We start from the raw sequence: 26101 nt of genomic DNA on the forward strand, positions 1-26101 counted from the left end.
TCGATAGTCTGCCCGAGTGACCTCACGCGCGGAGGCGGTCGACCTCTGTCTGGAAGCTCTGGCCACCGGCCGGGTCCACGGCATCTCGCCCAATCACGACCCCGCACACGCGCCGTTCCTCCAGACCGTCGTCGGCGACCACGGCATGGTCCGTGACTTCGGCCTGTACGAGGCGTATTTCACCCGCTGGTCGGCCGCGCAGCCGTGGCAGTGCCAGTTCGTCGTGGTGCAGGCACATCGGATCCGCAAGCCGCCCAGGTGGCGACGACTGCTGCGCGGGCTGGACGGGTTCGACCTGGTGCCCGGCGATCTGACGGTGCCCGGCTCGGAGTACATCCGGGTCCTCGCCTCGGACAGCGAGGCCTGCGTCGACACCGCCAGCGGGCGGCTCATGAAGATCAGCATCCCGGCCGCGCCGCCCCTCACCCGGCCCGGCCCCGCGCCGCAGCACCTGCGCCGCCGGGTGCGCGCCGTGGCCGCCGGCCCGTCCGCCGGCTGGCCCGGGATCCCACCCGCCGACTGGGCACACGTCGTCGCCGCCCTCGGCAGCCTGCACCGTGACGAGCCGGAGCGCCGTGCCGTCTGGACCGCCTACGGCCTCAGCGTGCTGGAGCATGCCGCCGCTATCTGGCCGGCCGACGAGTGGGCGTGGCGCTGGTCCCGGTTCGTCCTGGACCGGCCGGGCACGATCCCGGTCGGCGAGGTCGGCCGGGTCTGCCTGGCGGCGCTGCCGATGACAGCCGGCGAGGCGGCGGAACTCCCCCGGGACTGGCGGGCCCGTACGCCCGACGTCGTCCGCCGGTCCCGGATGACGATGGCTCTGCTGCGCTGCGCGGCCGAGGACGTCGCGCCGCCACCGCCACCGACCCCGGAGATGGCGGCCTGGCAACCGCTGCTGCGCCACATCGGCTGACCGCTCGAGTCGCGGATCCACGACCCCATAGATACGATTCGATCACCGCACGGGGGCGGTCCTCGCGCGGTGTGCGGCACACCATCCATGGGGGAATGCCAGTGCGCCACTCGAAGAAGTTCATCCTGCTCACCACCACTCTCCTCGCCGGGCTGACCGGCGCCGCGGCCCTGCCCGGCGTGGCCCTGGCAGCGGCGGCGCCGACCGTCACCACCCTGCCGTTCAGCGACCCGTTCGACGTCGTCAGCACCGGCGACCGCGTCTTCGTCAGCGGCGGGCGCGAGTCGAGCCAGATCGCCGTGACCGACGCGGCCGGCACGATCACCGGCACCATCGACGGGCTGGAGGGGCCGACCAAACTGCAGCTCAGCAACGACCGCAAGACGCTCTACGTGACCTTGCGCACGGCCGGCGAGATCGCCGCGTTCGACACCGGCTCACTGCTGCGCTCGGCCACGTACGACATCGGCGACGGCACCTGCCCGTCGTCGCTGGCCTTCACCGGCAGGTATGTCTGGTTCGGATACGGCTGCGGCGGCTGGGAGGGCAACATCGGCCGCATCGACCTCGGCCGCCAGCCGGCCGTGATCACCAAGGGCCTCGCCGACACCAGCTTCTACACGCCGCCGCTGCTCGCGTCGGCGCTGCGCAACACCAAGGTCCTGCTGGCCGGCGACGAGGGCCAGAGCCCGTCGGGCCACATCGCCTACGCGATCGGCGCCGGCGGCGCCCTCACCCGGATCAGCGCCACCACCTCGGAGAACTCCGGAGGCAACGGCCAGGACCTGGCCCTCGACCCGACCGGCGTCACCGCGTTCTCCGCCAACGGCGCGCCCTACCAGGTGCGATCGTTCCCGGTCGCCGACATGAGCAGGACCGCGACGCTGTACGACACGGGCGCGTACCCGAGCGCTGTCGACATCTCCCGCGACGGCACGCGGGTGGCGGGCGGAATCTTCGCCTGGTACGACCCGGACGTCTACGTCTTCAACCCCGACGGCACCCTGATCACCCGCTTCGAACTGGGCGGCACCGACCACACCCTGGTCCCCGGCGCCCTGAGCTGGTCCTCGAACGGCCGCCGCCTGTACGCGGTCAGCAACGACGGCTACCTGCACACCACACCGGCCCAGCTGCACGTCCTGCCCGTCCCGTCCGCCTGACCGACAGCACCCGCCCCGGGGACGGGCTCGTCCCGCCCCGGGGCTCCTCCCGCCACAGGGATCCTCCCGCCACAGGGATCCTTCCGCCACGGGGCTCCTTCCGCCACGGGGCCGAGGGGTCATCCGGCCCATCGCGGCGGGCGGCAGGCGCAGCGGGCGGCAGGCGCAGCAGGCGGCAGGCGCAGCCATCCCGGGCGAGTCGTAGTCGGGCCGCTCGACACGAGGCGAGGCAGCCCGCGGGTCGGCGGCGCGGTAGCGTGCGGCCGTGGTTCGCGGGGTGGTGTTCTTCGACGTGGACGGGACGTTGGTGCCCGGGACGAGCAGTGGGCAGTATCTGGCCGGATCGCTGGGGCACGCGCCGGTGGTCCGGGAGGCCGAGGCGGCCTATGCGGCGGGCGCCCTGAGCAATCGGGAGGTGTCCGTTCTCGACGCCGAGGGCTGGGCCGGGCATGAGCCGGCCGAGGTGATCGGGCTTCTCGGGTCGATGCCGCTGGTGGGCGGGATAGCGGAGACCGTCGGGTGGTGCCGCCGCAACGATCTCGTCCCGGTTCTGGCGACGCTGGCGTGGGATGTGGTCGGGGCGTTCCTGTGCCGGCGGTTCGGGTTCGACCGTGCCTGCGGACCGCGGCTGGAGGTCAGCGACGGCCGGTACACCGGGCGGGTCGCCGAACACTTCGACGAGCTGGGCAAACGGGACTTCGCGGTGGCCGTCGCCGGAGAGCTGGGGGTGCCGCTGTCCCGGTGCGTGGCCATCGGGGACAGCCGATCGGATCTGCCGCTCTTCGCCGAGGTCGGGCTGGCCGTCGCCGTCAACGCGACACCGGAAGCGAGCGCGGCAGCACACGTGCGAGCCGACGGCGACGACCTACGGGCGGTGCTGCCGCTGATGGCCGCGTGGCTGCCACCCACAGCCCGGCAGCCCTGAGACCATCGGACCGCCTTCTGGATCCTGACCCTCCTTGGACACACGCGGCGACCACGGTGACAGCGGACGAAGCCTCGGCACCACCGCGGCGGTGCCGACGACTCGGCCATTCCCTCCACCATGAACTTCCGCACCGCCACATCGTCCTGGCGGTGCACAGCGCGACGGCAGAGGGCTGACCCCCGACGTCACCGTGCCCCGGCAGGGCCACGCGAGGAACGGGGACGGCCGGGCCACGCGAGGAACAGGGACGGCCGGGCCACGCGAGGAACAGGGACGGCCGGGCCACGCGAGGAGCGGGGACGGCCGGGCCACGGCGTGCGGGTCGCTACTTCGTCATCGTCAGCAAGGTTGTCGCGGCGGCCGCGAAGAGGGCCGCCGCGGCGAAGATCAGGGGCGGGTGGCCGTACCCGATGAGGGAACCGAAGACGACGCCCGCGGTGACCGGGACGCAGGCCTCGGCGATGGCGCTGACGCCCGTGAGGGCGCCCTGGACCGTGCCCTGTTCGTCGGCGCCGATGGTCCGGGAGATCCAGGACTGGGTGGCGACGCCGCCGAACGAGCCGGCCACTCCGACCGCCTGCCACGTGTAGAGCATCCACGGCGCCGTGGTGAAGGCGATGCCGGTCAGCGACACGGCGCCGATCAGGCTGCCGGCGATCGCGGCGCGGCGGTCGCCGAGACGGCGGACGATTCCGCTGACCGCCCGTGCCTGGAAGATCGCGCCGGCCAGAGCGGCGGTGGCCATGACGACGCCGATGTGGGCGGTGCTCCAGGCGAACTGGACGGTGAGGAAGAACGACCACACCGACTGGTGGATCATGCGGGCGATGTCGGCGCACAGCCGGGCTCGGGTGAGGCGGCCCAGAACCGGGCGGCGCAGGACCGTGGTGAGGGCGCCGAACGGGTTCGCGGCGCGCACGGTGAGCGGGGTGACGCCGTCGCCGGGGCGGGACTCGGGCAGGACGAACCAGCCGTAGGCGGCGTTGGCGAAACAGAGCAGGGCCGCGACAAGGAACGGCAGGCGTACGCCGACCGCGCCGAGCAGCCCACCGAGGACCGGCCCGGCGACGAAGCCGAGACCGAAGGCGGCGCCGATCAAGCCGTACGCCCGGGCCCGCCCCGACGGTTCGGTGACGTCCGCGACATACGCGTTGACCACGGTGTTCGTGCCCGCGCAGGCCCCGGCGAGAGCGTGGAAGGCCAGGAGCGCCCACGGGCCGGACGCCGAGGCGTGGGCCAGCCAGTCGACGCCGAGGCAGATCAGCGACACGAGCAGGACGGGGCGGCGGCCGTACCGGTCGGAGATCCGGCCGAGCAGCGGCGACACCGCGAACTGCAGCACGCCGTAGGTGGAGCCGAGCACCCCGGACCAGAGGACCGCGGTGGCCGGATCGGCGGTGACCACGGTCATCAGGGCGGGCATGATCGGCACGATCAGGCCGAGCCCGAGCATGTCGAGGAAGACGGTGACGAGCAGGAATCTCAACGTCGGCTCCGGTGGGTCGAGGTGGGCGTAAGCCCCCCTCGAAACCCATCGCGAGCACGGAGGATCAGATTATCGGTGCGGTCAAACGGTTTTTTCGTAGTACGACGTGACGGCCGGCTGACCGGTGTAGTTCGGCCCGGCCCGGTCGTCGGCGCCCCGATACCGGTAGGGCAGGTCCAGCGCCCGCGGGCCGGTGCACGTGAGGCGTTTGCGGCGGCTGTCGTAGTCGACGCCGGCGGCGCGCAGCAACGCGGCCAGCCGCCGGCCGCCGGGCTGGATCGAGGCGAGGTCGAGGTCGGCGACGAAGGTCCCGGCAGGCGTCAGCCACGTCAGGACCCGGCGGAGCACACCCAGCTTGTCCCCCACGTAGGGCAGCCCGTGCACGCACGTGATCAGGTCGAACGCCCGGCTCGGCGACCACGTCTCGAGCGGCGCCGCGATCAGGGTCACTCCGGGTGGCGCGGGCCGGAACGCGTCGACCAGATCCACCCCCACGAGCGTGACGTCCTCGGTGTGCCCGGCGGCCTGGATCAGCGCCCGGCCGCTGCCGCAGCACAGGTCCAGCCACGCCGTCCCGGCCCTGGTCAACGGGTCGAAGCCGAGCACCTTCGCGTAGCTGTTGACCCCGTGCAGCTGGCGTTCCCGGTTCATCGCGTTGTTGGCGACGACCGACGAGGCGTGCAGGGCGCGATCATCGAGCAGTTCCACCGTGTCACTCTGCCAAACATGATCGGATCGGGCCAGGACGATCGGGCGCCGGCCGGGCCCCGGGAACGAGAGTGGAAGCCGAAGGGAGACCTCATGATCTCGGCACTCAACCGCCTCGTCGGCCTGGTCGAGGAGGACCTCGGCGCGGAACTGGACCTCGGCGCTACGGCGCGGAGTCTCGGAACCACCGAGTACCACCTGCGGCGGATGTTCTCGTCGCTGGCCGGCATGCCCCTGTCGGAGTATGTCCGGCGGCGCCGGATGACGGTGGCCGCCGGTGACGTGGTCCGCGGCGCGGGCGATCTGCTCGACATCGCGGTGCGCTACGGGTACGGCTCGACCGAGGCGTTCGGCCGTGCGTTCCGGGCGGTCCACGGCGCCGGGCCCGGTGAGGTACGCCGGGACGGAGGTCCCCTTCGGACCCAGCCACAACTCAGGTTCCGCCTGACCGTCGAAGGGAGCACCCCCATGGACACCCGCATCGCCGACCGGCCCGCCTTCCGGCTCGTCGGCCACGCCGCGAGGGTTCCGCTGATCCACGAAGGCGTCAACCCGCACATCCACCGGCACATCGCCGCGCTGCCGGCCGAGGAGCACCAGCGGCTCAAGGATCTCGGCGACACCGAGCCGGCCGGGCTGCTGCAGGTCACCGACGGTGTCGAGCCCGACGCCCCGGAGGGCAGCGAACTCACCTACCTGCACGGGGTCGCCGTCACCGGGCAGACGCCGGTGCCGGACGACCTCGACGCGATCGAGGTGCCGGCCGGGAAGTGGGCGGTCTTCCACGCCAGCGGCCCCTTCCCGGACACCCTCCAGGCGACGTGGGCGGCGACGGCGACCGCATGGTTCCCGTCCAACCCGTGGCGCCTGCGGCCGGGGCCGTCGATCGTGACGATCCTGGACCGGGCCGGCGATTTCAGCACCGCCACCACCGAACTGTGGCTGCCGGTCGAACCCGCCTGAGGGTGTTTGATGGAGTCCATGCGACTCCTGCGTGTTGATCTGGACGAGGTGGATTACGGCACGGCCGTGGGGTGGATGGCGGAGTGGGCGGAGGAGCGCCGGGCGGGCGCCGCACCGGATCGGCTCTTCCTGCTCAGCCATCCACCGGTCATCACCTACGGCCGCCGGACCCCGCCGGGTGACCTGCCCGGGGACCTGTCGGCGATCCCGGTCGTGGAGGTCGACCGGGGCGGCAACGCCACCTATCACGGGCCGGGACAGCTCGTCGGATACCTGGTGATGGACCTGCGTGAGTGGGGGCCGGTCGACGTGGTCCGCTGGCTGGAGAACGGGCTGATCGACGCGCTGGCCGGGCTGGGTTTCGCCACCGAGCGCCGGGACACTCCCCCGGGCTCGCCCAGCCTGGTCGGCGTGTGGACGCCGGACGGCCGCAAACTCGTCTCGATCGGCATGCGCATCCGTGGCGGGGTGACCACTCACGGGTTCGCCCTCAACATCGATCCTGACCTCTCGGTTTTCGACAGTTTCGTGGCGTGCAGCCTCGACGACGTGGCGATGACCTCGCTGCGCCGTCTCGCCGGCGAGCAGGGCCTGCGCATGCCGGCCGAGGCCGAGATCCGCGACGCGATCACGGCCGCCCTGACCGCGGGCGCAACGGCCCGCACATAAAGCCACGGCGGCCGGCAGCCCGCACATGAAGCAGACGCGGCCGCAGACCGCACAGGGGGGCAACCGCGGCCGGCAGCCGCACAGGGGGCAACCGCGGCCGGCGTAAATGGCAACCGCGCCCGGGCCGGCACAGGAACCAACCACAGGCGTGCGGCCGGGGCACAAACCAACCGCGGCCGGCGGCCCGCACGTGAGGCAAGCGAGGTCAGCCGCCCGCCGGCCGGCAACCGCGGAAAAGCCGGGCTACCCCCGGAGCGTGGCGTGCATCTCCCATGGCGCCTGTGGCAGGACATGGCCCGTCTCCAGCAGGGACTTCAGATTGGCCATGACCGCCGGCCACCCGTGTGAGACGGCCTCCACGTCGTCATCGGTCGCCAGCTTCACATGGGTGACGGTCAGCCGGACGATCTCCTGGTGTGGCTCGATCAGGAAGGTGACCGTCGACGCGTCCGGCCCGGCGCCCGAGCCCGCCTCCCCGAACGTCATGACGAGCCGGGTGGGCGGCTCGGCCTCGAGGACCACCCCTCCCCCGTCGGCGATGCCGGACCCGTCGGTCCGCCGATGCTCCCATGGCGAGCCCGGCCGCCAGTCGGACACGTTGCTGTGCCCCCAGAACTCGCCGGTCAGGTCGGCCGAGGTCAGCGCCTCCCAGACGCGCTCGGGGGTGGCGTGGATGTACGTCACATACACGAAATCGGGTTTCACCCTGTGCTCCTCCGCATGGCGCCGGACGTCGTAGAGGATCCGCAGTCGCGGCTCCTCGAACGGGGCCAGCCAGCGCATCTGCAACTCGTGGATCGGGACCGGATTGAGGTAGTGCAGCTTCTCCCGGCCGCGCCGGACCGTGCTGATCAGATTGGCCTCCTCCAGCACGGCCAGGTGCTGGGTGACCGACTGCCGGGTGATGGACAGGCTCCCGCACAGCCGGCCCAGCGTCTGACCGTTCTCCTCGCGCAGGCTGTCGAGCAGCCGGCGGCGGGTCGGATCGGCGAGCGCCCGGAAGACCATGTCCATGACCTGCATTATGCAGCCCCACGACTGCATGTTTCAACCCGGACCCGCCGGTCCGTCACCCGCCCACGTTGGCGATCATGCGACCCAGCACCCGCAGCGCCGTCACGTAGTCGGCGTCCGGGATCCCGTCGTGGATCCGGGCGCGGATGGCCGGCGCTGCCCTCTTCATCTCCAGGCGGGCTGACTCGCCGGCCGCGGTGATCGACAGGTGGTCGCCGTCACGACGGAGCCAGCCGCGTTGCTCCAACTCCGCCGCGGAGGCGGTCAGGTCGTCCTCGGGACGCAGATAGCCGCTCATCGCCGCCTCCAGCTCGGGCACAGTACGCCCCGACCCGTCCGGCCACAGATCATTCGCGGACAGGTTGCGCAGCAGCCAGAACTGGGGCTGGGTGAAGCCGGCCGCCGCCTGCCGCGCCCGGGTGAACGTGATCAGCGCCTGGTGGGCGACCCCGGTCCAGTACGCGGCCGGCTGCCCCGCCAGTTCGTCGTCGGAGAGCTGTTCGATCCTCATGCGCCGCACGCTAGAACTTCAACCGCGCTTGAGATCAACCCGGCGGTGGCGGTGGCGGGCTACCGTGGTGGCGTGATCGATTTCTCCAGCCCCTCGGTTTTCAAGCTCACGCCCGTCGACCCCGGTGCGGTGTATTCGCAGGTGGCGCCGCTGCTGATTCAGGGCGAGCAGCTGATCTACGCGTTCAAGACGACCCGTGACTTCGTGGCGTTCACGAACAAGCGGCTGATCGCGGCGAACGTGCAGGGGATGACCGGTAAGAAGGTCGACTTCACCTCGCTGCCGTACAGCAAGATCCAGGCTTTTTCGATCGAGACCGCCGGCAACTTCGACCGGGACGCGGAGCTGGAGCTGTATTTCAGCGGCCTCGGCAAGGTTCGCCTGGAGTTCAAGGCCAGCTCGGACATCCGTGCGCTGGGCCAGATGATCTCGGCTTTCATCCTCTGATCGCATGATCGAGGCAGTCGTGATCGATGTCGACGACACCCTCTGCATGACCGAGGCAGCCTCGTTCGCGTTGGAGAACGAGGTGCTCGCCGCGATGGGCCGGCCGCCGATGACGCGGAGCCGGCACCTGGCGTCGTGGGGCGAGCCGCTGCTGGAGGCCATGCCGCGGCGCTCGCCCGGCATCGACATGGCCGCGTTCGCGCCGCTGTTCGCGACGACCATGGACCGCTATCTGGAGCAGGGCCGGCTCGACGTGATCCCGCCGGAAAATCTGGCGGCCCTCGATGAGCTGATCCTTTCCGGACGCCGGGTGATGCTGCTGACCTCGCGGGAGGGCCACGAGGTCCGGCACATGCTGGCGCCGGACCACGTGCTCGCCGACCGGATCAGCGGCGTCTGGCACCGCGGCAACACCCGGCACGGCAAGCCCGATCCGCGGGCCTTCGACGAGTTGCTCGCGCACACCGGGCTGTCGCCGGCGCAGTGTGTCTACGTCGGCGACTCGCCCGGTGACGCGGTCGCGGCCGGCGGGGCGGGCATCGCGTTCATCGCGTGCCTGCAGAGCGGGGTGCGCCGCCTCGACGACTTCGACAGCCGTCACGTGACCGCGTCGGTCGCCGTGTTTCCCGAGGTGGTGGCGGTGGTCGAAGATCTCAGCCGAACTCGACGCTGACCCGGTGGGCACTGGACCGCCAGGCCGGCACCGGCAGCCGGGTGAGACCACCGCCACGCTCGCGCGCCACGATCGACACGGTCCCCCGTGCCGCGATGAACAGGTCGACGCCGGAGATGAAGGTCTGCGCGATGAACTCGGGCAGCGGCGCGGTCAGGTCGCTCACCCCGTCGCTGCCGTCGTCGAACGCGAAGACACCGATCACCCGACGGCTGTGCGGGGCGGTCGCCGGGTTCAGGATGTCCCGCCCGTTGATCCACAGACTGTCGCCCTCACCGCCCCACCACTCCTTCTGCCGCTGGAACGTCAGGGCCGTGTGCCGGTCGCTGGTGTCGACGAGCCCGCCGAGGCCTTCCCCGGGGCGGCTGGTGAGCAGCCGGACGAACGAGTCCGAGCGGCGGAACGGCTCGAAGTAGAAGTGGTGGGTCGACTCACCGGGGCGGAGCAGCGCGAACTCGTACCTCTCCCGGGGTGACAGCGGGATCGGGCCGAACCGTCCGTCGGCGCCGACCACCGCCCTGATCGGACGCCCCTTCCGGCGGCCGGTCCGCTCATCGACGCGATGGACCTCCAGCGACGCCCCGATCACGCCGGCGTTGCTGGGGAACAGCACGGCGCGGCCCGAGACGTGGGCGATCCTCTGCGGCAGAACCTCGGTGGTACGGGGTGAGCGCCCGCGAAGGAACCGGTGGATCTCCCGGAACGACTCGGCCGACGACACGGTCTGGGTGTGCGACTGGTCCGGCAGGTACACGTTGGACGCGCCGGCCACGGTCCGGGCCGGGTCGCCCTCGCCCCAGATCGCCAGCGTCGGCACACCCCCCGGCAGTGCGGCGGCCGGCCGCCCGTCCAGGTTGACGTAGTGCGCGACCCGGGCGGCCCGCTCCGGGGAGCTGTTGAGATAGCCCTGGGTCACGAACGTGCCGAGCGAGTGCGCGGCCAGGTCGACCTGATCGGATCCGGAGAGCGCCAGCAGCCGCGTGATCCGCTCGTCGAGGGCCGCCCAGACCTGCTGCACGATCGTGGCGATGTTCGGCGAGTCGTACTCGTGGGCCTCGACGAACGCGGCCGGGTAGCCGTTGCTCGCCAGACGTTTCGCCTGCACCCGGAATTGCATGGCGGATCCGGCGCTGCCGTGGACGAAGATCAGCGGCCGTGGCGGCGGGCCGCCGCCGGCCAGCGCCGGAGCGCCCGCCGCGGTGGCGAGCGCGACGCCGGCCGGGACCGTCATCAGACTTCGGCGAGTAATCCCCATCGACCCTCCCGATAGACAGCCGTGAATTCTGCACGGTTCGTGCAAGTATTACGGCCGGGGTCAGGCCTGGGCAATATCCGCGGCCGGAATCCCGCCGTCACACGTCACCGTCATGGTGATCAGGTCGGTCCCGTGCTTGAACGTCACCGCCGGAGCGGCCGCCGGGCCCGGATCCGCCGACTGCACCTTGTACGGCCGCGTGGCCGTCCACGACAACAGCTCCGCGGTCACCGCGTCGGGGCAGGTCGCGACCACCGTGCCGCCCTCCGACGAGAGGGTCCGCCGCACCGGTGCGGGCGTGGCCGTCGGAGTGGGTGACGGCGTGGGGCGGGTGGTCGTCACCGTGGGGGTCGCGGCGCCCGGCGACGGTAACTGCTGACGCGACGGGGCGGACGCCGGACGCGACCGGTCCGGTTTCGCCCCCGGCGCGGTGGCCACCGGCCCGGCGCCGGTCGTGGCGTCCGGGGCCGCGGCCGGCGTCACCGACGGGACCGGGGCGGAGGCGCCGGCACCCCCGTTCGCGCCCGAGACCACGTCCGCCGGGCGGTCGGCGAGGATCCAGGCGGCGGCCCCGGCGGCGGCGAGAACGACCCCGGCCGCGGTCACCGCGACGACCCGCCGCCTGGACGACGCCGCCGTTCCGGCCGGCGGCCCGTACGCCGCGGGCGAAGCCGGCGACTGAGCCCCCGAGGCAGAAGAAGCCACAGACGCCACCGAAGCGAGCGACCGGCCGGCCGGTGAAGACGACACGGACGCAGACGGCGGGCCGACCGGCGAGGACGACACGGAACCAGACGGCGGGCCGACCGGCGAGGACGACACGGAACCAGACGGCGGGCCGACCGGCGAAGACGGCACGGCAGCCGGTGGAGACGGCGCGGGCGCACCCGGGGCAGGAGCCGGTGCCGGACGGATCACGACCGTGACCTCGCCGACGGGCAGCGGCTCGTCGACGACCACCCGGAGCCCAGCCCCGTGGGCGAGCACCGCAGCGGCCTCCTCGGCGCTGGGCCGGTGTGCCGGATTCTTGGCGAGGCAGCGATCACAGAGCCGGACCACGTACTCCGGCACGTCCACCACCGGCGGCAGCGGCGCGGGCGGGACGTAGAGATGCGCCCGCACCATCTGCCGCGTGTCCTCGCTGCTCCACGGCGAGCGGCCGGACAGCATCCGGTAGAGCACGACGCCGAGCGCGTACACATCGGAGGCCGGAACCACCGCGTCCCCGACGAGGCGTTCCGGTGCGAGGTAGGCGGGGGTCCCGAGCACCTCGTCCGGATCGTCGGACGCCCCGGAGCCGTCCGGTGCGACAGCGGCCGCGATCCCGAAGTCGACCACCTTCGCGCCGGTCGGGGCGAGCATCACGTTGCCGGGTTTGATGTCGCGGTGCACGAGTCCTTCGGCGTGGGCCGCGGCCAGCGCCGCCGCGATCTCGGCCCCGGTCCGCATCGCGAACCGCGGCGCCAGCGCCCCCGCCGACAGCCGCGCCGACAGGGTCCCGCCCGGCACCAGCTCCATCACCACATACGGCAGCACCCGCCCGGCGAGCCCGGTCTCCCCGTAGTCGTGAACCTGCGCGATGTTCGGATGCGACAGCGCCGCCGCGGCCCGCGCCTCCCGCCGGATCCGTTCCCGCGCCCGCACGTCCACGATCTGCGACGGCGCCAGCAGCTTGACCGCCACCGCCCGGCCGAGCACCTCGTCGTATCCCTGCCACACGACGGCCATCCCACCGGCGCCGATCGGCGCGACGAGCCGATACCTCCCGCCCAGGAGCAGTCCTTCGTGTGCCCTCTGGTACGCGCCGGGATCGTTCATCCCCGCCAGTCTGCCGCCAATGTTGACCATTCGCAGCCCCCGAAGGGCAAGACCTTCGATGTGGTACGCCGTGCCCCGCCCCGCCGAAGCCGACCGGTCCCGTGCCTGCCCCGCGACGCCCCACCCCCTCCCGGCCGCCAAGGCGCCTCACGGGCGGAGGCGTCCCTCACCGGCACGCCCGCTGCCGGCCCGTCCCCGAGCTGCCGGCCAGCCCCGGAAACCGGCCGCCGCAACCACCGGCTGGGCGCCAGGCCTGTCATGACAGGCACGGGACAGCGCTGAGGGCCGGCCGCCTGGGGTGGCTGGACCGGCCCTCACGGGAGGATGCCTCTTGCGTGGGGTGGGGGCGCGTGGGCCGTACCCCTAGATCCGGGTTTTGTGGGTTTTGGTGTTTCCGGCGCGGTCGGTGACGGTGACGGTGACCGGGTTGGTGCCGCGACGGGCGCCGGGTTTCCATTTCAGCGTCCACGGTGACTTCGTGGCGGTCAGGGCGACCTTCTTGGCGCCGACCGTGATCACGGCCTTGACCTGCTTGATCCCGCCGCTGTCGCGGACCGACGGGGTGATCGTCAGGGTGCGTCCGGAGCGGCTGGCCCGCACCTTGGTGATCGTCGGCGCGATGTTGTCGAAGACGAATGTCCGGTTTGCCGTGCGGATGTCGCCGGCCGGGCCGGTGGCGCGCAGGGTGAGGGTGTGTGATCCGTTCAGCCCGGCGCTGTCGAAGGTGAACGACCAGGGCGCGGTCGTGTCGACGCCGACCACGCGGCCGGCTCGCAGCAGCTCGACGCGGGTGGCGCCGGTGGCCGCCGCGGCAACGTTGACTTTACCGCGGCGCGGTGTCGCCGATGCGGCGGGGGACGCCCAGCCGACCGTCGGGGGTGGCGCGTCGAGCAGGGCGTTCACCGTCTTCGCGGCGTCGATGCGGCCGGTGGCGACCCAGTTCCCGACCGGTGTGGCGGTGGTCTCGATCGCGGCCCGCAGTTGCCCGGCGGTCGCCGCGGGACGGGCGGCCAGGCCGAGCGCAGCGACGCCGGAGACCATCGGCGCGGCCGACGACGTCCCGGCGAACCAGTAGATTCCGCCGTCGCGGCCCTGCGCCACGTTGACGCCGGGCGCGGCCACGTCGGCCCAGTCGGCGCCGTAGTTCGACCAGTCCTGACGCGCGTCGGCCTCGGTGGAGCCGGCGACCGCGACGGCGGCCGGATAGGCGGCCGGGTAGGACGGGGTGGCGACGCCGTCGTTGCCGGCCGACGCGACCACGAGCACGCCGTGATCGGCCGCGTAGGTGACGGCGTCGGCGAGGATCTGGGAGCTGGCCGGGCCGCCCAGCGACAGGTTGATCACGTCGGCGCCGTGGTCGGTGGCGTAGACGATGCCGCGCGCGATGTCGTCGTGCCCGCCCACGCCGCCGGCGTCCAGCACCTTCACCGGCAGGATCCGGCAGGACCAGCAGAGACCGGCCAGTCCGGTGCCGTCGTCGCCGGCCGCGGCGATGACCGAGGCGGACATCGTGCCGTGCCCGTTGTCGTCGGCCGGGTCGGCGTCGTCGTTGACGAAGTCGTAGCCGGGCAGCACCCGGCCGGCCAGCTCGCCGCCCGGGGTGACCCCGGTGTCGACGACCGCCACCGTCACGTCGGCCGACCCGGTCGTGACGTCCCAGGCGGCGGGGCTGTTGATCACCCGGTTGCCCCACTGCTGCGGATGCATCGGATCATTCGGGGTACGGTCGGCGCGCGCGACCGGTGTCCGCTCCACGTAGGACACTCCCGGATCACCGGACAACGCCCGGGCGGCGTCGCCGGTGACGGTCACCGTGACCGCGTTGAGCTGGGTGGTCGCGTCACTGTCGAGGACACGGACCGCCGGGTCCGCGTCGAGGGCGGCGACCGTGGCGGCCGCGGACACGCCGGGCCGCAGGCCGATCGTCACGGTCACGCCGTCGTCGGCGGCCGCGGCGGGGTTCGCGCCGGTCAGGGAGGCCGCGGTGAGGGCCGCGGCGACAGTCAGGGTTCGATACCGCACGAGTCGAAAAGTACGGACGCCCGAGTGCAGCGCCCGTGCGGAACGGTTGCCGCTCGGTATCAGTCGGACATTACCGGCACCCGCCCACGGATCCGGTCGGTCCGCAGCGCCCACACGGCCAGCAGCAGCACCGTGACCACCTCGGCCAGGCCGAGCAGCCGCTCCACCGTGCCCAGCGGGATCGCGTGCCACCAGCGCACCCCGGTCCACGGCTGGGCCAGCACCGCCCCCAGGATCGGGGTGAAGCAGAGCAGCGACACCACACCGCCGGCCGCGACCCACCGGGCCGTGCCGGGCGCCCGCCCGGCCGCCAGCAGCGCCCCGATCGGCAGGCTCAGGAACGCGACCACGCTGAACACCCGGTGCACGTCGCCGCTCATCGACGGGCCGGCCTGCCAGTTGTGTTTCTCGAACCAGACCACCCCGACCAGGCCGACCACCCACAGGGCGAGCACGGTCAGCGCGCCACGGCCGAGCCGGCCGGCCCGGTGCAGGGCGGCCAGGATCGCCGCCGAGCCGGCCGCCAGCAGCAGGGTCGCGACGTCGAACACCCAGCCGTCGGGCATCAGCGCGTACTGGCTGATGGTGCGGCGCGTCCAGTCCAGGTCGGCCGAGGGTGGCAGCACGTGCAGCGACGCGTAGAGGCCGAGCGAGGTGAGGACGGCGGCGACGCCGAGGGCGGCGAGGGCTCTCATCCGCCAAGGGTGCAGGATCTTCCTGTGAGTGTTCTTGACGTGGCCCGGTCCCTGCCCGGCATCGAGGAGCTGCGGGCGCGGTCGCAGGCGCTCGCCATGTGCGAGGCGATCATCAGCCCCGGCTGGGAGAGCCGCTACTACTCGTACGACTGCCGGTGGAGCGCCGAGCGCGGCGAGCACATGGCGTCGATGCGTAACGGATCCGGTGACGAGTACGCGATCGTGTTCTCCCCCGCCGGCGTCTACGTCCGGGGGCTCGACCACGAGGCGCGGCCGGTTCCGGGGCTGTTCGACGACGTGCCGGAGGTCTTCGCGGCCCAGGTGGCCGAGCCGGCGTTCAGCCACGGGTCGAACGTCTGCCTGTGGCGGCTGACCGGCGACGAGCGGTGGCACGGGCGCGGGCTCGACGAGACGGCGTGGCTGTTCGAGCTGCTCGTCGAGGGGACGGCCGAGGCGTACCAGGAGTTCGCCGAGGACTACTACGAGGAGGACGTCGACGTGGCGGCGGTCGCCGAGGTCTTCGCCCTGCGGCCGCTCACCGATGCCCTGGTGCGGCGGCTCAACCCGGCCGTGACAGTCGGTTATCTGGCCGACGACATCGAGGAGATCGGCTATCCCCGGTGATGGCGTTTCACGAAGGTGTAACCGGGCTCCAGGGTGAAGCCGTCGATCTGCTCCTTCTCGATCGCCTTCTGGTGCAGGGTCTGCTGCTTCTTCGACGCGTGGGCGCCCGGTGGCAGGCGGCGGACGAACCCGTTGACCCAGTGGTCCCGGCGCTCGCCGCCGTCGCCGTGCCCGTCCCCGCCGTCCTCGCCCGGTAGCGGGGCCTCCTCCACCAGCGGGGCGTAGAACAGCAGGTCGAGCGTCTCCGCGCCGTCGACGGCCGGATAGTCGAGCTGCCCGTCGGGGCCGGTGCTGCCGGTGACCCGGGTGACGTACCCCTCGCGCAGCAGCTGGTCGACGGCGTTGCGGAGCAGGAACATGCCCTTCTTGCCGCGGCCCAGACCGCAGTGGGCGGGCAGCTCCGCCTCCGGGAAGACCGCCGAGCCGTCGTCGAAGACGCGGCCCAGCCGGCGCACCGCCTTCAGCACCCGGCCCCGGTTGGAGAGCCCCGGATCGAACTCGCGGGTGATCACCGTCGGGTCGTAGTCGTGGAAGTAGTCGACGCCGTCGACCCGCAGCGGCTCGTCCAGAGCGGTGGTCCGGACCGACACACACTCCTCCGAGGGCCGCCAGGCCACCGTGACGAACACGCCCGGGCGCACGTCGGCCGGCCAGGCGATCCCGGTCAGGCGCGGCCCGGGATCGTGCACGGCCGCCGACTCGAACGACTCCCGTGCCGGGGTGACGCCCAGCATCCGGTGCTCCAGGACGACGGTGACCGACTCCCGCCCGGCGACCGTGGCGGCCAGATCCTCGGGCAACGGGCAGACCGCGTCCTCCAGATCCGCCCGGACCAGCGCGAACCTACGACTCCTCACGCCCGGAAGGTTACCCGGAGCGGCGCCCCGCCAGGCGTTGCAGCAGCGGCAGCAGACCGTAGACGACGATCGGGACCGCGATGGTGGCGGTGATGAGCGTGCGAACGACCATCGGCACGTTCCGCAGCAGATCGCCGAGCAGCAACTGCAGGACGATCAGGGTCGGGGCGACCGCGATCCAGATCATGACGGCCGTCCGGTGCCGGTTCGATTGATGCGACATGGCGATTACTCCCGAGAGGCGAGGATTGCGGCGACCCGGCGCTCCTGGGCGGCCGAGAAGGGAAGAGCATCGCGGACGTCGGCGTCCACGAGGTCGGCGTTGAGGTCGATGGCGGCGGCGGAGCCCTGGCCGGCCGCGGTGATCACCTGAGCGCGGGGGTCGACGGCGTTCCCAGCCGCCCACACCCCGGGCACGCTGGTACGGCCGGTGCGCTGGTCGGCGACGACCGCGCCCAGCGCGGTGAGCAGGCCGTCGGCGGGGACGAGCCGGGGCCGGACGAAGAGGGCGTGCGGGGCGACCACGCTCGCCCGGTCGAGCTCGATACCGGCCATCCGATCGCCCGCGGTGATGATCCGGGTCACCAGGCCGTCGACGACGCGGATGCCACGGGCAGCCAGACGCTGCCGTTCGTCCGGCGTCGATTCATACCCGTGCGAGAAGAAGGTCACGTCGTCCGACCACTGCCTGATCAGCAGCGCGTGGGCGACCGTCTCCGGGCTTCCGCCGAGCACCCCGAGCGGCCGGTCGCGGACCTCGTACCCGTGGCAGTACGGGCAGTGCAGCACGTCCCGGCCCCAGCGGCCGGCGAGACCGGGAATGCCGGGGATCTCGTCGCGCAGACCGGTGGCGACGACGACCCGGCGCGCGGCGAGCACACCGCCGTCGCCGGTGCGGACCCGGAACCCGGCAGGCCCGTCCGGGTCGACGGCGCGGACCGTCCCGGCGATCAGGTGCCCGCCGTATCCCTTGACCTCGGCCCGCCCCGCGGCGAGCAGATCGGCCGGCGGCATGCCGTCCCGGGACAGGAACCCCTGCAGGTGTGCGGCCGGGGCGTTGCGGGGCGAGCCCGCGTCGATCACCACGACCCGGCGCCGGGCCCGGGTCAGGACGAGGGCGGCGCTCAATCCGGCAGCGCCCCCGCCCACCACTGCTACGTCGTATCCGTTCATGGCCCCAGCGTCGGCCCGGACCACGAAACCGGCAATCAATGTTGCCGTTTCCGGGAAAGCCCTGTGCAATGGCCGGGTGGATCACGCGATCAGCGCCGCGCTCGCCGAAGTGGGCCCCCGGCTCCGGCGGCTGCGCACCCAGCGCAACATCACCCTGACCGCGCTCGCCGAGACGACCGGCATCTCCAAGAGCACCCTGTCCCGGCTGGAGAGCGGCCAGCGCAAACCGAGCCTGGAGCTGCTGCTGCCGATCGCACAGGCACACCGGGTGCCGATCGACGAGCTGATCGGGGCGCCGCAGATCGCCGACCCCCGGGTCCGGCCCACGCCGCGGCGGGTCAACGGGCGGATCGTGCTGCCGCTGACGCCGCACGCCGGGTCGCTGCAGGCCTGGAAGGTGATCATCCCGGCCGACCAGACCGAGCCGGAGCCGCGGACGCACGAGGGCTACGAGTGGCTCTACGTGCTGTCCGGGCGGCTCCGGCTGGTCCTCGGCGATCAGGACTTCGAGATCGGCGCGGGTGAGGCGGCCGAGTTCGACACCCGGCTGCCGCACTGGTTCGGCAGCACCGGTCACCATGCCGTCGAGATCATCAGCATCCTGGGCCGGCAGGGTGAGCGCATGCACGTCCGGGCCCGCTCCACCCGGCGGGAGGACCCTAGCCGCCGGGAAGACGCTCGATGAGGCTGCCGTACCAGGCGACGCCCTTGCGGTAGGCGTCGACGGTGATGTGCTCGTCGGTGGTGTGGATCGACTCCCGCTGCTTCTTGGTCATCTCGAACGGGGTGAACCGGTAGACCCGCTCGCTGATCGCCGTGAAGAAGCGGGCGTCGGTCGCGGCCATCATCACATACGGCGAGGTGACCGCCTCCGGGAAATGCGTCAGGGTGACCGCGGCCAGCAGGTCGAACGCGTCGTCCACCGGTGACGACGGGGACGGCTCGGCCCGGTCCAGGACGGTGATCTGCACCTGCGGATCCTTGATGACCCGGCGGATGTGCCGGATCACGCTCTCCGTGGTGTCCCCGATCAGGATGCGGACGCTGACACCGGCGGTGGCCGACGCGGCGACCACGTTCATCGCCGGGGAGCCGCTCAGCGTCGTCACCGCGAAGGTGGTCCGCGCCATCGCCGCCGTCTCCGGGCCGGCCGCCAGCAGCAGACGGGTCAGCAGGGACCGGCTGCGGACGGCGGTGCTCAACGCATACCGGATCGGGGGCCTGGCGTGGGGGGCCGCCCGCCGGAAGAGCTCCATGGTGGCGTCCGGCGCGCAGGCCCGCATCGGGGAACGGTCCAGGCGGGTGATCGCCCGGGCGAGCCGCGCGGTCGGGCCCAGCGGCGCCGGGGTGGACGAGTGCCCGCCGCGGCCCTCGACGCGCAGCTCCAGCGAGGTGACGCCCTTCTCGGTGACGCCGACGACCGCCATCGGCCGGTCCACGCCGGGGAACGCGTCGTAGGCGACAGCGCCGCCCTCGTCGAGCACGAACCACGGGGTCACGCCCCGTTGCCGCAGCTCCGCGACGGCGAGCTGGGCCGCGTCACCGGCGACCTCCTCGTCACAGCCGAACGAGAGCCACACGTCCTGCGCGGGTGTGTGGCCGGCGGCGAGCAGGCCCTCGACGGCCTGGCAGATCGCGGTCAGGCTGCCCTTGCAGTCGAGGGTGCCGCGGCCCCAGATCACCCCGTCCTCGACGACCGCGCCGAACGGCGGATGAGCCCACTCGCCCTCGGCCGGCACGACGTCGATGTGGGCCATCAGCACCACCGGCCGGTCGGCGTGCCGGCCCGCCCAGTGGAACAGCAGGCCATGGCGGCCGACCCGGGTCAGCGGCAGTTCGTGCAGCATCGGGAAATGCCGCTCCAGCGCCTCGTGAAAGGCGTCGAAGGCGGCATGATCCCAGGCTGCGGCATCCCTGGTGGAGACGGTCGGAATGCGGAGGAGGTCGCGGAACGCCTCGATCATTCAGCGGCCGGCAGCGTGTCCATGAACGAGCTCACCGAGAAGACCGCGTTACCGGCGCCGGGCGGGCCGTAACCGGGCGGACTGCTCAGTCCGTTGGCCTCCATGGTCGCGCGATACGCCTCGAGGAGCCGGATGTGGTACTCCAGGGGAGCGCCCTCCGGATTCGTCCTGCCGAGCGGTGTCGTCGGCTCCGGGCACCAGGTGGTGAAGCGCGGCAGAATGCCCCGGGACATGAAATATTGCAGGCCCTCGGTGGTCGACTCGATCGCCTCGTCGACGGTACGGAAACCGAACGGCTCGGCCATCTCCACACCCGCGACGAAATTGGGGATCACGTTGCGCGGGCCGAAGATCTCAGCCGAGTCGAGAATGCGCCGGTGCCATTCCGCCCGGCCCACATACCGTTCCTTACCCGGGCAGTAGAGCTCGAACAGCCGCTTGTCCCACACCTCGAAGTTGGGGTGATAGATGCGGATGCCGTAGTCGTAGAACCGCTGGACGTCCTCTTTCGGCAGCGCCTGGGCGACGACCTTGCCGATCCACCGGCCCGGGAACCGCTCCTCGATGGCCTGGGCGTAACGCCCGTAGAAGTCGGCCTCGGCCAGCCCGTCGACCTTGCTGGTCACGCTGCCGCCGGTCAGGGTGTACGCCTGCGACGTCCGGGCCGTGTCGTATTTGTCGATGATCGCCAGCGCCTCGAGCACCTCGTCGACCGGCTTGACTCCGGTGTAGGGCCGCCCGGCCGCCTTGTGCTGACGCCAGTTGTGGTTGATGTCGCAGTACTGACATTCCTCCTTGGCGCCGAAATACTGGCACACCCGGAAAACGGTCAGATAGATGAGATAGCCCCACTGAATGGTGGGCGCCACCTCCATGATCTGCTTGCCGCCCTCCAGCGTGTGGCGGTAGTAATCCGGCATCGGCGGCAGCCCGACATCGGCGATCGGCTTGCCGTCGAGGAACAGCATCAACCGGCCGTCGTCGGACGGCTTCACCCGATACGGCGAGGACGGATTCACCCGCACCGACACCACCGTGCGCCGCAGGCCATACGGCCCGCCGGTGAGCACGATCTCCTCCGGCGGCCGCCGCAGCGCCGCCTCACCCAGCTCCGGCAGCGTGCGGTGATCGAACGAGAAGATGAAATACGACTTCGGCTTCACATCACCGTTCTCATTGTCGGTGAGCGCCGAATCGTCGAACGCCAGCCCGCCTCGCAGCAGGTCTTCCTTGATCACCGCCTCGCGCGGGATGTGTGGGAACCGTCCCATCAGATCTTCGATGAGATCCGTACGCGTTTGCATCGTGGCGTCCTCCCATCCGGACCGTAGCACGCCCGGCTCCTTACATCCGGAGCCAGGCTCCCGTGTCACAAATCACCAAACCCCAGGTCAACCCCCTTACCTCGGCGTACGCCGTCCGCCCCCGGCAACCGCACCCACCCCTCCCGTGATCACCGTCGCGACGTGAGCCCCACACCGGACCGCAAGGCGCCTCACGGGTGTGTGCGGCCCGCACCGCGATCGCGCCCGCCGAGCCGCCACCGGCCGATCTCGCCGGCGATGTCCCGCTGCACGCCGGAGCCGACGCGGCGCAACCGGCCACGGCGCGGGACGCGGTGCGCGCCGCCAACCGCTGCGGCCCCGGCGCGCTGCGGATCCGTCAGGCCGCATTGCCCGTGGACCTGGACGGTCCGGTCCGCGATGCCCGGCTGTCCGGTCCGCGACGCCCGGCTGGAGGAGTTCTTCGGCTGGTCCGAGCCGTCCCTCGACGCCGGTCACGGCCTCTACCTGTCGGCCTGATCCAGGTCGTCGCCGGCCGGTGCGAGCAGCTCGACGACGCGCAGGGCGCGGTGCACGGCGCCCTCGATCGCGGGTGGACGCAGCCACGTCCGGCGCCGCTCGATCGTGAACAGCGTCCGCCCCCGGGCCGTCCACGGTGGGATCTCCCCGGTGAGCAGCGCCCGGCGCAGCTCCGGCCGGTCCAGAAGCGGCGAGTCGCCGAGCCGGTCGAACCGGTTGCGCATCGCCATCGACGGCAGCGGCGCCGGCAGGTGGACGATGACGAAGACGCCCTCGCCAGTCTCCCCCTCGACGGCGCCGGCCAGGGCGTTGCCAGTCCACTTCAGCTCGCCGGCCGTGATCGGGAAACCCTCCGACACGAACGACCACGCCCGGAGCACCCGGATCGTGCCGCGCAGACGCAGGTCGGTCCACGGCCACTCGCGGCCCGCCGGGTCGGCGGCCACCCAGCCGCAGAGCGCGGCGTGACGCGACACCGCCTCGGCGGCCGTGGACCGGTTGATCAGCATGATCAGGAACGGGACGGCGACGGCCAGCAGGAGACCACCGGCGGTCTGCCCGCGCAACGCGACGTCGAGGACGTACACGATCGCCGTGTTGGCGAGCAGTATCAGGACGATCCAGCCGACGAGGACACCCACAGGACGCATCGGCAACCCCTGGTGATCGTTCAGGCCGCGACGCCGTCGGTGAGGCCGATCAGCCCGGCCACCCGCAGAGCACGGTGGACGGCCGCGTCGACCACGGCGGGAGTGACGCCCTCGTTCGCCGGCTCGACCGTGAACAGCATCCGCCGGCGGACCGTCCACGGTGGGATCCGCCGGGTCAGGAACGCCTTGCGCAGGTCGGCCCCGTCGAGCAGCGGCGAGTCGCCGATCCGTTCGAACGGGACGTGATAGGCCATCGCCGGAACGGCCGTCGGCAGGCGCACCACCACGACCACCCCACGGCCGTCCGCGTCGTCGGTGGCGCCGCCGAAGCCCCGGCCGGCCCATCGGACGACGCCGACCGTGACCGGGAAGCCGCCCGCGGTCAGCGACCAGGCCCGCCGCACCCGGATCACTCCGCCCGGCCGCGGCTCGGCCCACGGCCAGTCCACCCCCGCCGGATCGGTCCTCGCCCACCCGGCGGCGGTCGCGTGGCGGGCCAGCACACCGTCCGGCCGGGTCCGGTCGGCCAGCAGGGCCAGGAAACAGGCGGCGACCAGCAGCAGCCACACCGCCCACATCCGGCCCGGTGTCGTGTCGCTGAGCGCCCCGGCGCCGGTGGTGAGGATCAGGGCCAGGCCGGCCAGGCCACCCAGCCAGCTCAGCGCCGCCAGGCCGGTGAGAGCCCAACGCCCCAGCAGCCGGGTCCAGCGGCGCAACGACATCGGCACGTCCCATGATCGAGCCAGCGGGTGCCGCACACGATAGCGACGATCCCGGCCATGATCGAGACCCGGACGATCCCCACCGTGATCGGGCCTCGGGCTGCCCTCACCCTGATCAGAACCCGAGCGGTCTTCACCGTGACCAGATCCCAGGCGGCCCTTGCCGTGTTCCGGCCCAGGGCGGCCCTTGCCGTGATCCGGCCCTGAGCGGCCCTTGCCGTGATCCGGCCCTGAGCGGCCCTTGCCGTGATCCGGCCCTGAGCGGCCCTTGCCGTGATCCGGCCCTGAGCGGCCTTTGTCGTGATCGGATCCGGGGCGGTCGCGTGGTCTCGGGATCATGGCAGCAGGATCAGGGCGGCTCGGGCCAGGAAGCGGACCCGGTCCCACTCTGGGCGGGTGGCCAGCGCCTCGGCGGTCCACAGCGCCCGCTGATGGTCGCCGCCCATCTCGTCGAGCTGCCGGTCCAGCTCGGCCAGCGCGGGAACCGCCGCGGCATCGATCCACCCACTGTCCACGAAGGCCGGCAGCAGCCGATGTCCCTGGTCGAACTCCAGCACCAGCTCCTCGACGACCGCGCCCGCCCGGCTCAGCCAGGCCACCTGAACCTCGGCATCGGAGGCGAGCACGGCAACGGCACGAACGAACCCGAGCGCGGCCCGGGCACCCGGTTCTCCCACCCGATCAGCCTTACCCAGGACGGTCACCAGCGGCAACCCCTTGACAGCATGCGGTGGACCCGGCCTCACCCGTCCGGCTTCGGCTCCTGGAGGAATCGCCCACGTTCGCGCCGCGGCCCGGTATCCGGAACTGCAGGTTCTCACGCCGGTCCGGCCACCGGACACCGTCGACTGCCCGGCCTGCCGAGGCGCCGGCTCGGTCCCGATCAAGACCGGGAACCGGATCTTCTGCGGCCCCGAGCAGTGCAACAGCCGGGGCTGGATCCGGCCCCGGGCGCGCGGGGATCAGTAGGCCAGATGTTGCCGGGTCAGCTTGGCCACCTTCTCCACCAGGGTGACGCCGGCGGTCATGTTCTTGTTGCGCCGGGTCAGCACCGCCACGGACACGTCGACCGAGCCGTTCTTCGCGGTGATCCGGCCGATCGTGTTGACCGCCCACAGTCCGCCGTCGGCCGTACGCGTGTCCCATCCGTTCTTGACCGTGAAGATCTCGTCCTTCTTCGCGAGCACCGGCACGCCCCAGTCCTGGGCCTTGTCCACCGTGTTCATCAGGGTGAACGCCGTTTTTCGTGAACTCGCCGACAGCGGGCCCCTGGTGTCGACCAGTTCGGACAGCAGAACGACCTGGTCGGCGGCGGTGGTCCGGGTCAGGCCCCAGCGGCTGTTGACCACGGTTTGCGTCAGTCCGAGCCGCTTGTTGCATCCGGTGACGGCGCTCTTGCCACCGATCTTCTGGTAGAGGGAGGTGGTCGCGTTGTTGTCGCTGAGCCGGATCATCGGCCGGGCCAGCTTCATCTCGGCGGCGGTGGGCGCGCGGCCGGCGTCCTGGGCCTTCAGCAGCATGCAGGCCAGGATCTGCACCTTCACGATGCTGGCGGTGTCGTATCTGACGGAGCCCCGATAGACGTACCGCTGACCGGTCTTGCGATCGAGCACCGCGACGGCGAAGTCTCCCTTGGTTGCTTTCAAAGCGGCGTCGAGTCTTTTCACCCGCGTGGCGCGGTCCACCGCGGCCGCCGTCGGCGACGGCTGCCCTCCGGCCACCGGCGACGCCGGCGAGACCGCCCCCGAAGACGCCTGCAGAGCAGCGGCCGATGACTCCTGAAAAGCAGCGGCCGATGACGTTGGCGAGGCCGCCGCGGCCGGAATGGCGGGCAGCGCCGGAAGGATCACGGCGGCGGCCGGAACGGGAGTGCCGTGTGCCGGTTCGTCGGCGCTCAGGTCTGCAGCAACCACCAGCCCACCTCCACCGATGGCCACGACCGCCGCCGCCGCGATGATCCAGACCCGTTTCGACCTCATGGCGGCCCACTCTAATGGACCGGACACCCCTCATCCGGCATGAAGCCCGAGGTCAACCCGCCCGTGCCGCCCGCCGGTCCCCGCCCTCCTGCTTCACGTTCACCGACCCGGGTTTCCGTCCGGCAGGAAGTCAGCGGTGAGGGAGATGAGGGCCCGGGCCGCGGCGCCCGGCGGGCGGTCGGCCGGGACCGCGAGCGACAACGGCCAGCGAAGGTCCGCACCGGTGACCTCGACCACTGCAAGTCCCGCTCCGGAACCGAGCAAGAACCGGGGAAGAAGCGCAACCCCGAGCCCATTGCGTACGTAATCCGCGCTCGTCCCGATGTCGGTTATCTCGATGCTCACGTGCCGCCGGACGCTGGCCGCCGCAAACGCCCGATCGGCGACGTCCCGGTTGCCGTAGCCGGCCGGCAGGTCGATGAAACCGAGCCCGGCCAGCTCCTCGATCGGCACCGTGGTCCGCCCGGCGAGCGGATGGTCGAGCGGCACGGCCAGATCCATCACCGAGCTGGTCAGCTCGACCAGGTGCAACCCGGCCGGGCGCGGTCCGGGCACCGATACGAACGCCAGGTCGAGCCGGTGTTCGGCGAGCATCGCGACCAGTCCGCGGGAGCCCATCGGCGACACCGCGGTCTGCAGCAGCACGCCCGGATGACGCCGGTGGTACTCGCCGAGCAGGGCCGGCAGGTCGATGACCCGGATCGAGGTGAGCGTGCCGATCCGCAGGGTGCCGCGCAGACCGCCGCGCACCTCGGCGACCGCGTCCCGGGCGTCGCGGGCCGCGTCCAGGGCGACCCGGGCGCGGGGCAGCAGGGCGAGACCGGCGTCGGTGAGCCGGACCCGTTTGGCGTTGCGATCGAGCAGCGGGGCGCCGAGCTCGCGTTCCAGCGTCTTGATCGCGGCCGAGACGGCGGACTGGACCACGTGCAGACGGGCGGCCGCACGGGTGAAGTGCTGCTCCTCGGCGACGGCCACGAAGTATTCGAGCTGGCGGAGTTCCACACATCGAAGTATCAACGATCGCGATCGGTACGAGCTCCAACTTTCGTTGGCGGTGATGATCGG

At 72.0% G+C, this 26101-nt stretch carries 27 protein-coding genes; 9 read left to right on the forward strand and 18 right to left on the reverse strand.

The window, feature by feature from the left end; all coding sequences use genetic code 11:
- Positions 1-16 precede the first annotated feature (16 nt).
- The 3 genes from BM290_RS42240 (at position 17) to BM290_RS42250 (ending at position 3001) form a co-directional block, all read left to right on the forward strand.
- A complete protein-coding gene (locus BM290_RS42240) occupies positions 17-913 on the forward strand; it encodes a hypothetical protein (protein WP_093621622.1) in 897 nt (298 codons plus the stop codon).
- Positions 914-1008: 95 nt separating this feature from the next.
- A complete protein-coding gene (locus BM290_RS42245; RefSeq protein WP_143134139.1) occupies positions 1009-2076 on the forward strand; it encodes a YncE family protein in 1068 nt (355 codons plus the stop codon).
- Positions 2077-2341: 265 nt separating this feature from the next.
- Complete coding sequence (locus tag BM290_RS42250) at positions 2342-3001, forward strand: HAD family hydrolase (RefSeq protein WP_203779772.1); 660 nt, start codon at positions 2342-2344, stop codon at positions 2999-3001.
- A gap of 328 nt (positions 3002-3329) precedes the next feature.
- Here BM290_RS42250 and BM290_RS42255 read toward each other — a convergent pair whose 3' ends face one another.
- Positions 3330-4490, reverse strand: coding sequence for an MFS transporter (locus BM290_RS42255; protein ID WP_093621624.1), 1161 nt, complete (start codon positions 4488-4490; stop codon positions 3330-3332).
- A gap of 81 nt (positions 4491-4571) precedes the next feature.
- Positions 4572-5198: a class I SAM-dependent methyltransferase gene (locus BM290_RS42260; RefSeq protein WP_239144029.1), complete on the reverse strand. Its 627-nt coding sequence runs from the start codon at positions 5196-5198 to the stop codon at positions 4572-4574.
- 93 nt (positions 5199-5291) lie between these two features.
- On the opposite strand from BM290_RS42260, the gene BM290_RS42265 reads away from it, so the two are divergent.
- Together BM290_RS42265 and lipB are read left to right on the forward strand one after the other, a co-directional pair.
- Entirely contained in the window at positions 5292-6161 is an 870-nt protein-coding gene (locus BM290_RS42265) for an AraC family transcriptional regulator (protein WP_093621661.1), read from the forward strand.
- 18 nt (positions 6162-6179) lie between these two features.
- Complete coding sequence (gene lipB / locus BM290_RS42270) at positions 6180-6830, forward strand: lipoyl(octanoyl) transferase LipB (RefSeq protein WP_203779770.1); 651 nt, start codon at positions 6180-6182, stop codon at positions 6828-6830.
- Between the two features lie 243 nt (positions 6831-7073).
- On the opposite strand, the gene BM290_RS42275 is transcribed toward lipB, so the two are convergent.
- Together BM290_RS42275 and BM290_RS42280 are read right to left on the reverse strand one after the other, a co-directional pair.
- Complete coding sequence (locus BM290_RS42275; protein ID WP_093621662.1) at positions 7074-7844, reverse strand: ArsR/SmtB family transcription factor; 771 nt, start codon at positions 7842-7844, stop codon at positions 7074-7076.
- A gap of 55 nt (positions 7845-7899) precedes the next feature.
- Positions 7900-8355 (reverse strand): MarR family winged helix-turn-helix transcriptional regulator, encoded by a 456-nt coding sequence (locus BM290_RS42280; RefSeq protein ID WP_093621626.1) that lies wholly within the window; start codon positions 8353-8355, stop codon positions 7900-7902.
- Between the two features lie 45 nt (positions 8356-8400).
- On the opposite strand from BM290_RS42280, the gene BM290_RS42285 reads away from it, so the two are divergent.
- Together BM290_RS42285 and BM290_RS42290 are read left to right on the forward strand one after the other, a co-directional pair.
- Entirely contained in the window at positions 8401-8802 is a 402-nt protein-coding gene (locus tag BM290_RS42285; protein ID WP_239144028.1) for a PH domain-containing protein, read from the forward strand.
- Positions 8803-8806: 4 nt separating this feature from the next.
- Positions 8807-9475, forward strand: a complete 669-nt coding sequence (locus BM290_RS42290; RefSeq protein WP_093621627.1) for an HAD family hydrolase — start codon at positions 8807-8809, stop codon at positions 9473-9475.
- Here BM290_RS42290 and BM290_RS42295 read toward each other — a convergent pair.
- The 4 genes from BM290_RS42295 to BM290_RS42310 form a co-directional block, all read right to left on the reverse strand.
- A complete protein-coding gene (locus BM290_RS42295; protein WP_239144027.1) occupies positions 9456-10706 on the reverse strand; it encodes an alpha/beta hydrolase in 1251 nt (416 codons plus the stop codon). The two genes, BM290_RS42290 and BM290_RS42295, sit on opposite strands and share 20 nt — an antisense overlap.
- Positions 10707-10790: 84 nt before the next feature.
- Positions 10791-12548 (reverse strand): serine/threonine-protein kinase, encoded by a 1758-nt coding sequence (locus BM290_RS50440; RefSeq protein WP_093621664.1) that lies wholly within the window; start codon positions 12546-12548, stop codon positions 10791-10793.
- Between the two features lie 363 nt (positions 12549-12911).
- Entirely contained in the window at positions 12912-14570 is a 1659-nt protein-coding gene (locus tag BM290_RS42305; RefSeq protein ID WP_093621629.1) for a S8 family serine peptidase, read from the reverse strand.
- 59 nt (positions 14571-14629) lie between these two features.
- Positions 14630-15265: a DUF998 domain-containing protein gene (locus BM290_RS42310; protein ID WP_093621630.1), complete on the reverse strand. Its 636-nt coding sequence runs from the start codon at positions 15263-15265 to the stop codon at positions 14630-14632.
- Between the two features lie 24 nt (positions 15266-15289).
- On the opposite strand from BM290_RS42310, the gene BM290_RS42315 reads away from it, so the two are divergent.
- Positions 15290-15889, forward strand: a complete 600-nt coding sequence (locus tag BM290_RS42315) for a hypothetical protein (protein ID WP_239144026.1) — start codon at positions 15290-15292, stop codon at positions 15887-15889.
- Here BM290_RS42315 and BM290_RS42320 read toward each other — a convergent pair.
- From BM290_RS42320 to BM290_RS42330, 3 genes are read right to left on the reverse strand one after another with little or no spacing between them, the layout of a single operon-like run.
- Positions 15877-16746, reverse strand: coding sequence for a hypothetical protein (locus BM290_RS42320; RefSeq protein ID WP_093621632.1), 870 nt, complete (start codon positions 16744-16746; stop codon positions 15877-15879). The two genes, BM290_RS42315 and BM290_RS42320, sit on opposite strands and share 13 nt — an antisense overlap.
- Before the next feature lie 10 nt (positions 16747-16756).
- Positions 16757-16969, reverse strand: a complete 213-nt coding sequence (locus BM290_RS42325; protein ID WP_093621633.1) for a putative antibiotic biosynthesis monooxygenase — start codon at positions 16967-16969, stop codon at positions 16757-16759.
- A gap of 5 nt (positions 16970-16974) precedes the next feature.
- Positions 16975-17919, reverse strand: coding sequence for an NAD(P)/FAD-dependent oxidoreductase (locus BM290_RS42330; protein WP_093621634.1), 945 nt, complete (start codon positions 17917-17919; stop codon positions 16975-16977).
- A 76-nt stretch (positions 17920-17995) separates the two neighbouring features.
- Here BM290_RS42330 and BM290_RS42335 point away from each other — a divergent pair, with 76 nt between their 5' ends.
- Entirely contained in the window at positions 17996-18604 is a 609-nt protein-coding gene (locus BM290_RS42335; protein ID WP_093621635.1) for a helix-turn-helix domain-containing protein, read from the forward strand.
- On the opposite strand, the gene BM290_RS42340 is transcribed toward BM290_RS42335, so the two are convergent.
- The 7 genes from BM290_RS42340 to BM290_RS42375 all read right to left on the reverse strand — a co-directional run bounded on the left by BM290_RS42340 (position 18579) and on the right by BM290_RS42375 (position 26038).
- Positions 18579-19883: a M20/M25/M40 family metallo-hydrolase gene (locus tag BM290_RS42340; RefSeq protein WP_093621636.1), complete on the reverse strand. Its 1305-nt coding sequence runs from the start codon at positions 19881-19883 to the stop codon at positions 18579-18581. The two genes, BM290_RS42335 and BM290_RS42340, sit on opposite strands and share 26 nt — an antisense overlap.
- Positions 19880-21154: a radical SAM protein gene (locus BM290_RS42345; protein WP_239144025.1), complete on the reverse strand. Its 1275-nt coding sequence runs from the start codon at positions 21152-21154 to the stop codon at positions 19880-19882. The genes BM290_RS42340 and BM290_RS42345 overlap by 4 nt, the downstream gene beginning before the upstream one ends.
- A gap of 515 nt (positions 21155-21669) precedes the next feature.
- Positions 21670-22335 (reverse strand): hypothetical protein, encoded by a 666-nt coding sequence (locus BM290_RS42350; protein WP_143134140.1) that lies wholly within the window; start codon positions 22333-22335, stop codon positions 21670-21672.
- Positions 22336-22355: 20 nt separating this feature from the next.
- Positions 22356-23057, reverse strand: a complete 702-nt coding sequence (locus tag BM290_RS42355) for a hypothetical protein (protein ID WP_093621639.1) — start codon at positions 23055-23057, stop codon at positions 22356-22358.
- 335 nt (positions 23058-23392) lie between these two features.
- On the reverse strand, positions 23393-23734 hold the full coding sequence (locus tag BM290_RS42365; RefSeq protein WP_143134141.1) for a hypothetical protein: 342 nt from the start codon (positions 23732-23734) through the stop codon (positions 23393-23395).
- A 285-nt stretch (positions 23735-24019) separates the two neighbouring features.
- A complete protein-coding gene (locus BM290_RS42370) occupies positions 24020-25036 on the reverse strand; it encodes a serine hydrolase (RefSeq protein WP_093621642.1) in 1017 nt (338 codons plus the stop codon).
- A 99-nt stretch (positions 25037-25135) separates the two neighbouring features.
- Positions 25136-26038 carry a LysR family transcriptional regulator gene (locus BM290_RS42375; RefSeq protein ID WP_093621643.1) on the reverse strand — a complete coding sequence of 301 codons (903 nt, stop codon included), beginning with the start codon at positions 26036-26038 and terminating at the stop codon, positions 25136-25138.
- Between the last annotated feature and the right edge of the window lie 63 nt (positions 26039-26101).

This window comes from Actinoplanes philippinensis (assembly GCF_900113015.1).
GTDB classification, from domain to species: Bacteria; Actinomycetota; Actinomycetes; order Mycobacteriales; family Micromonosporaceae; genus Actinoplanes; species Actinoplanes philippinensis.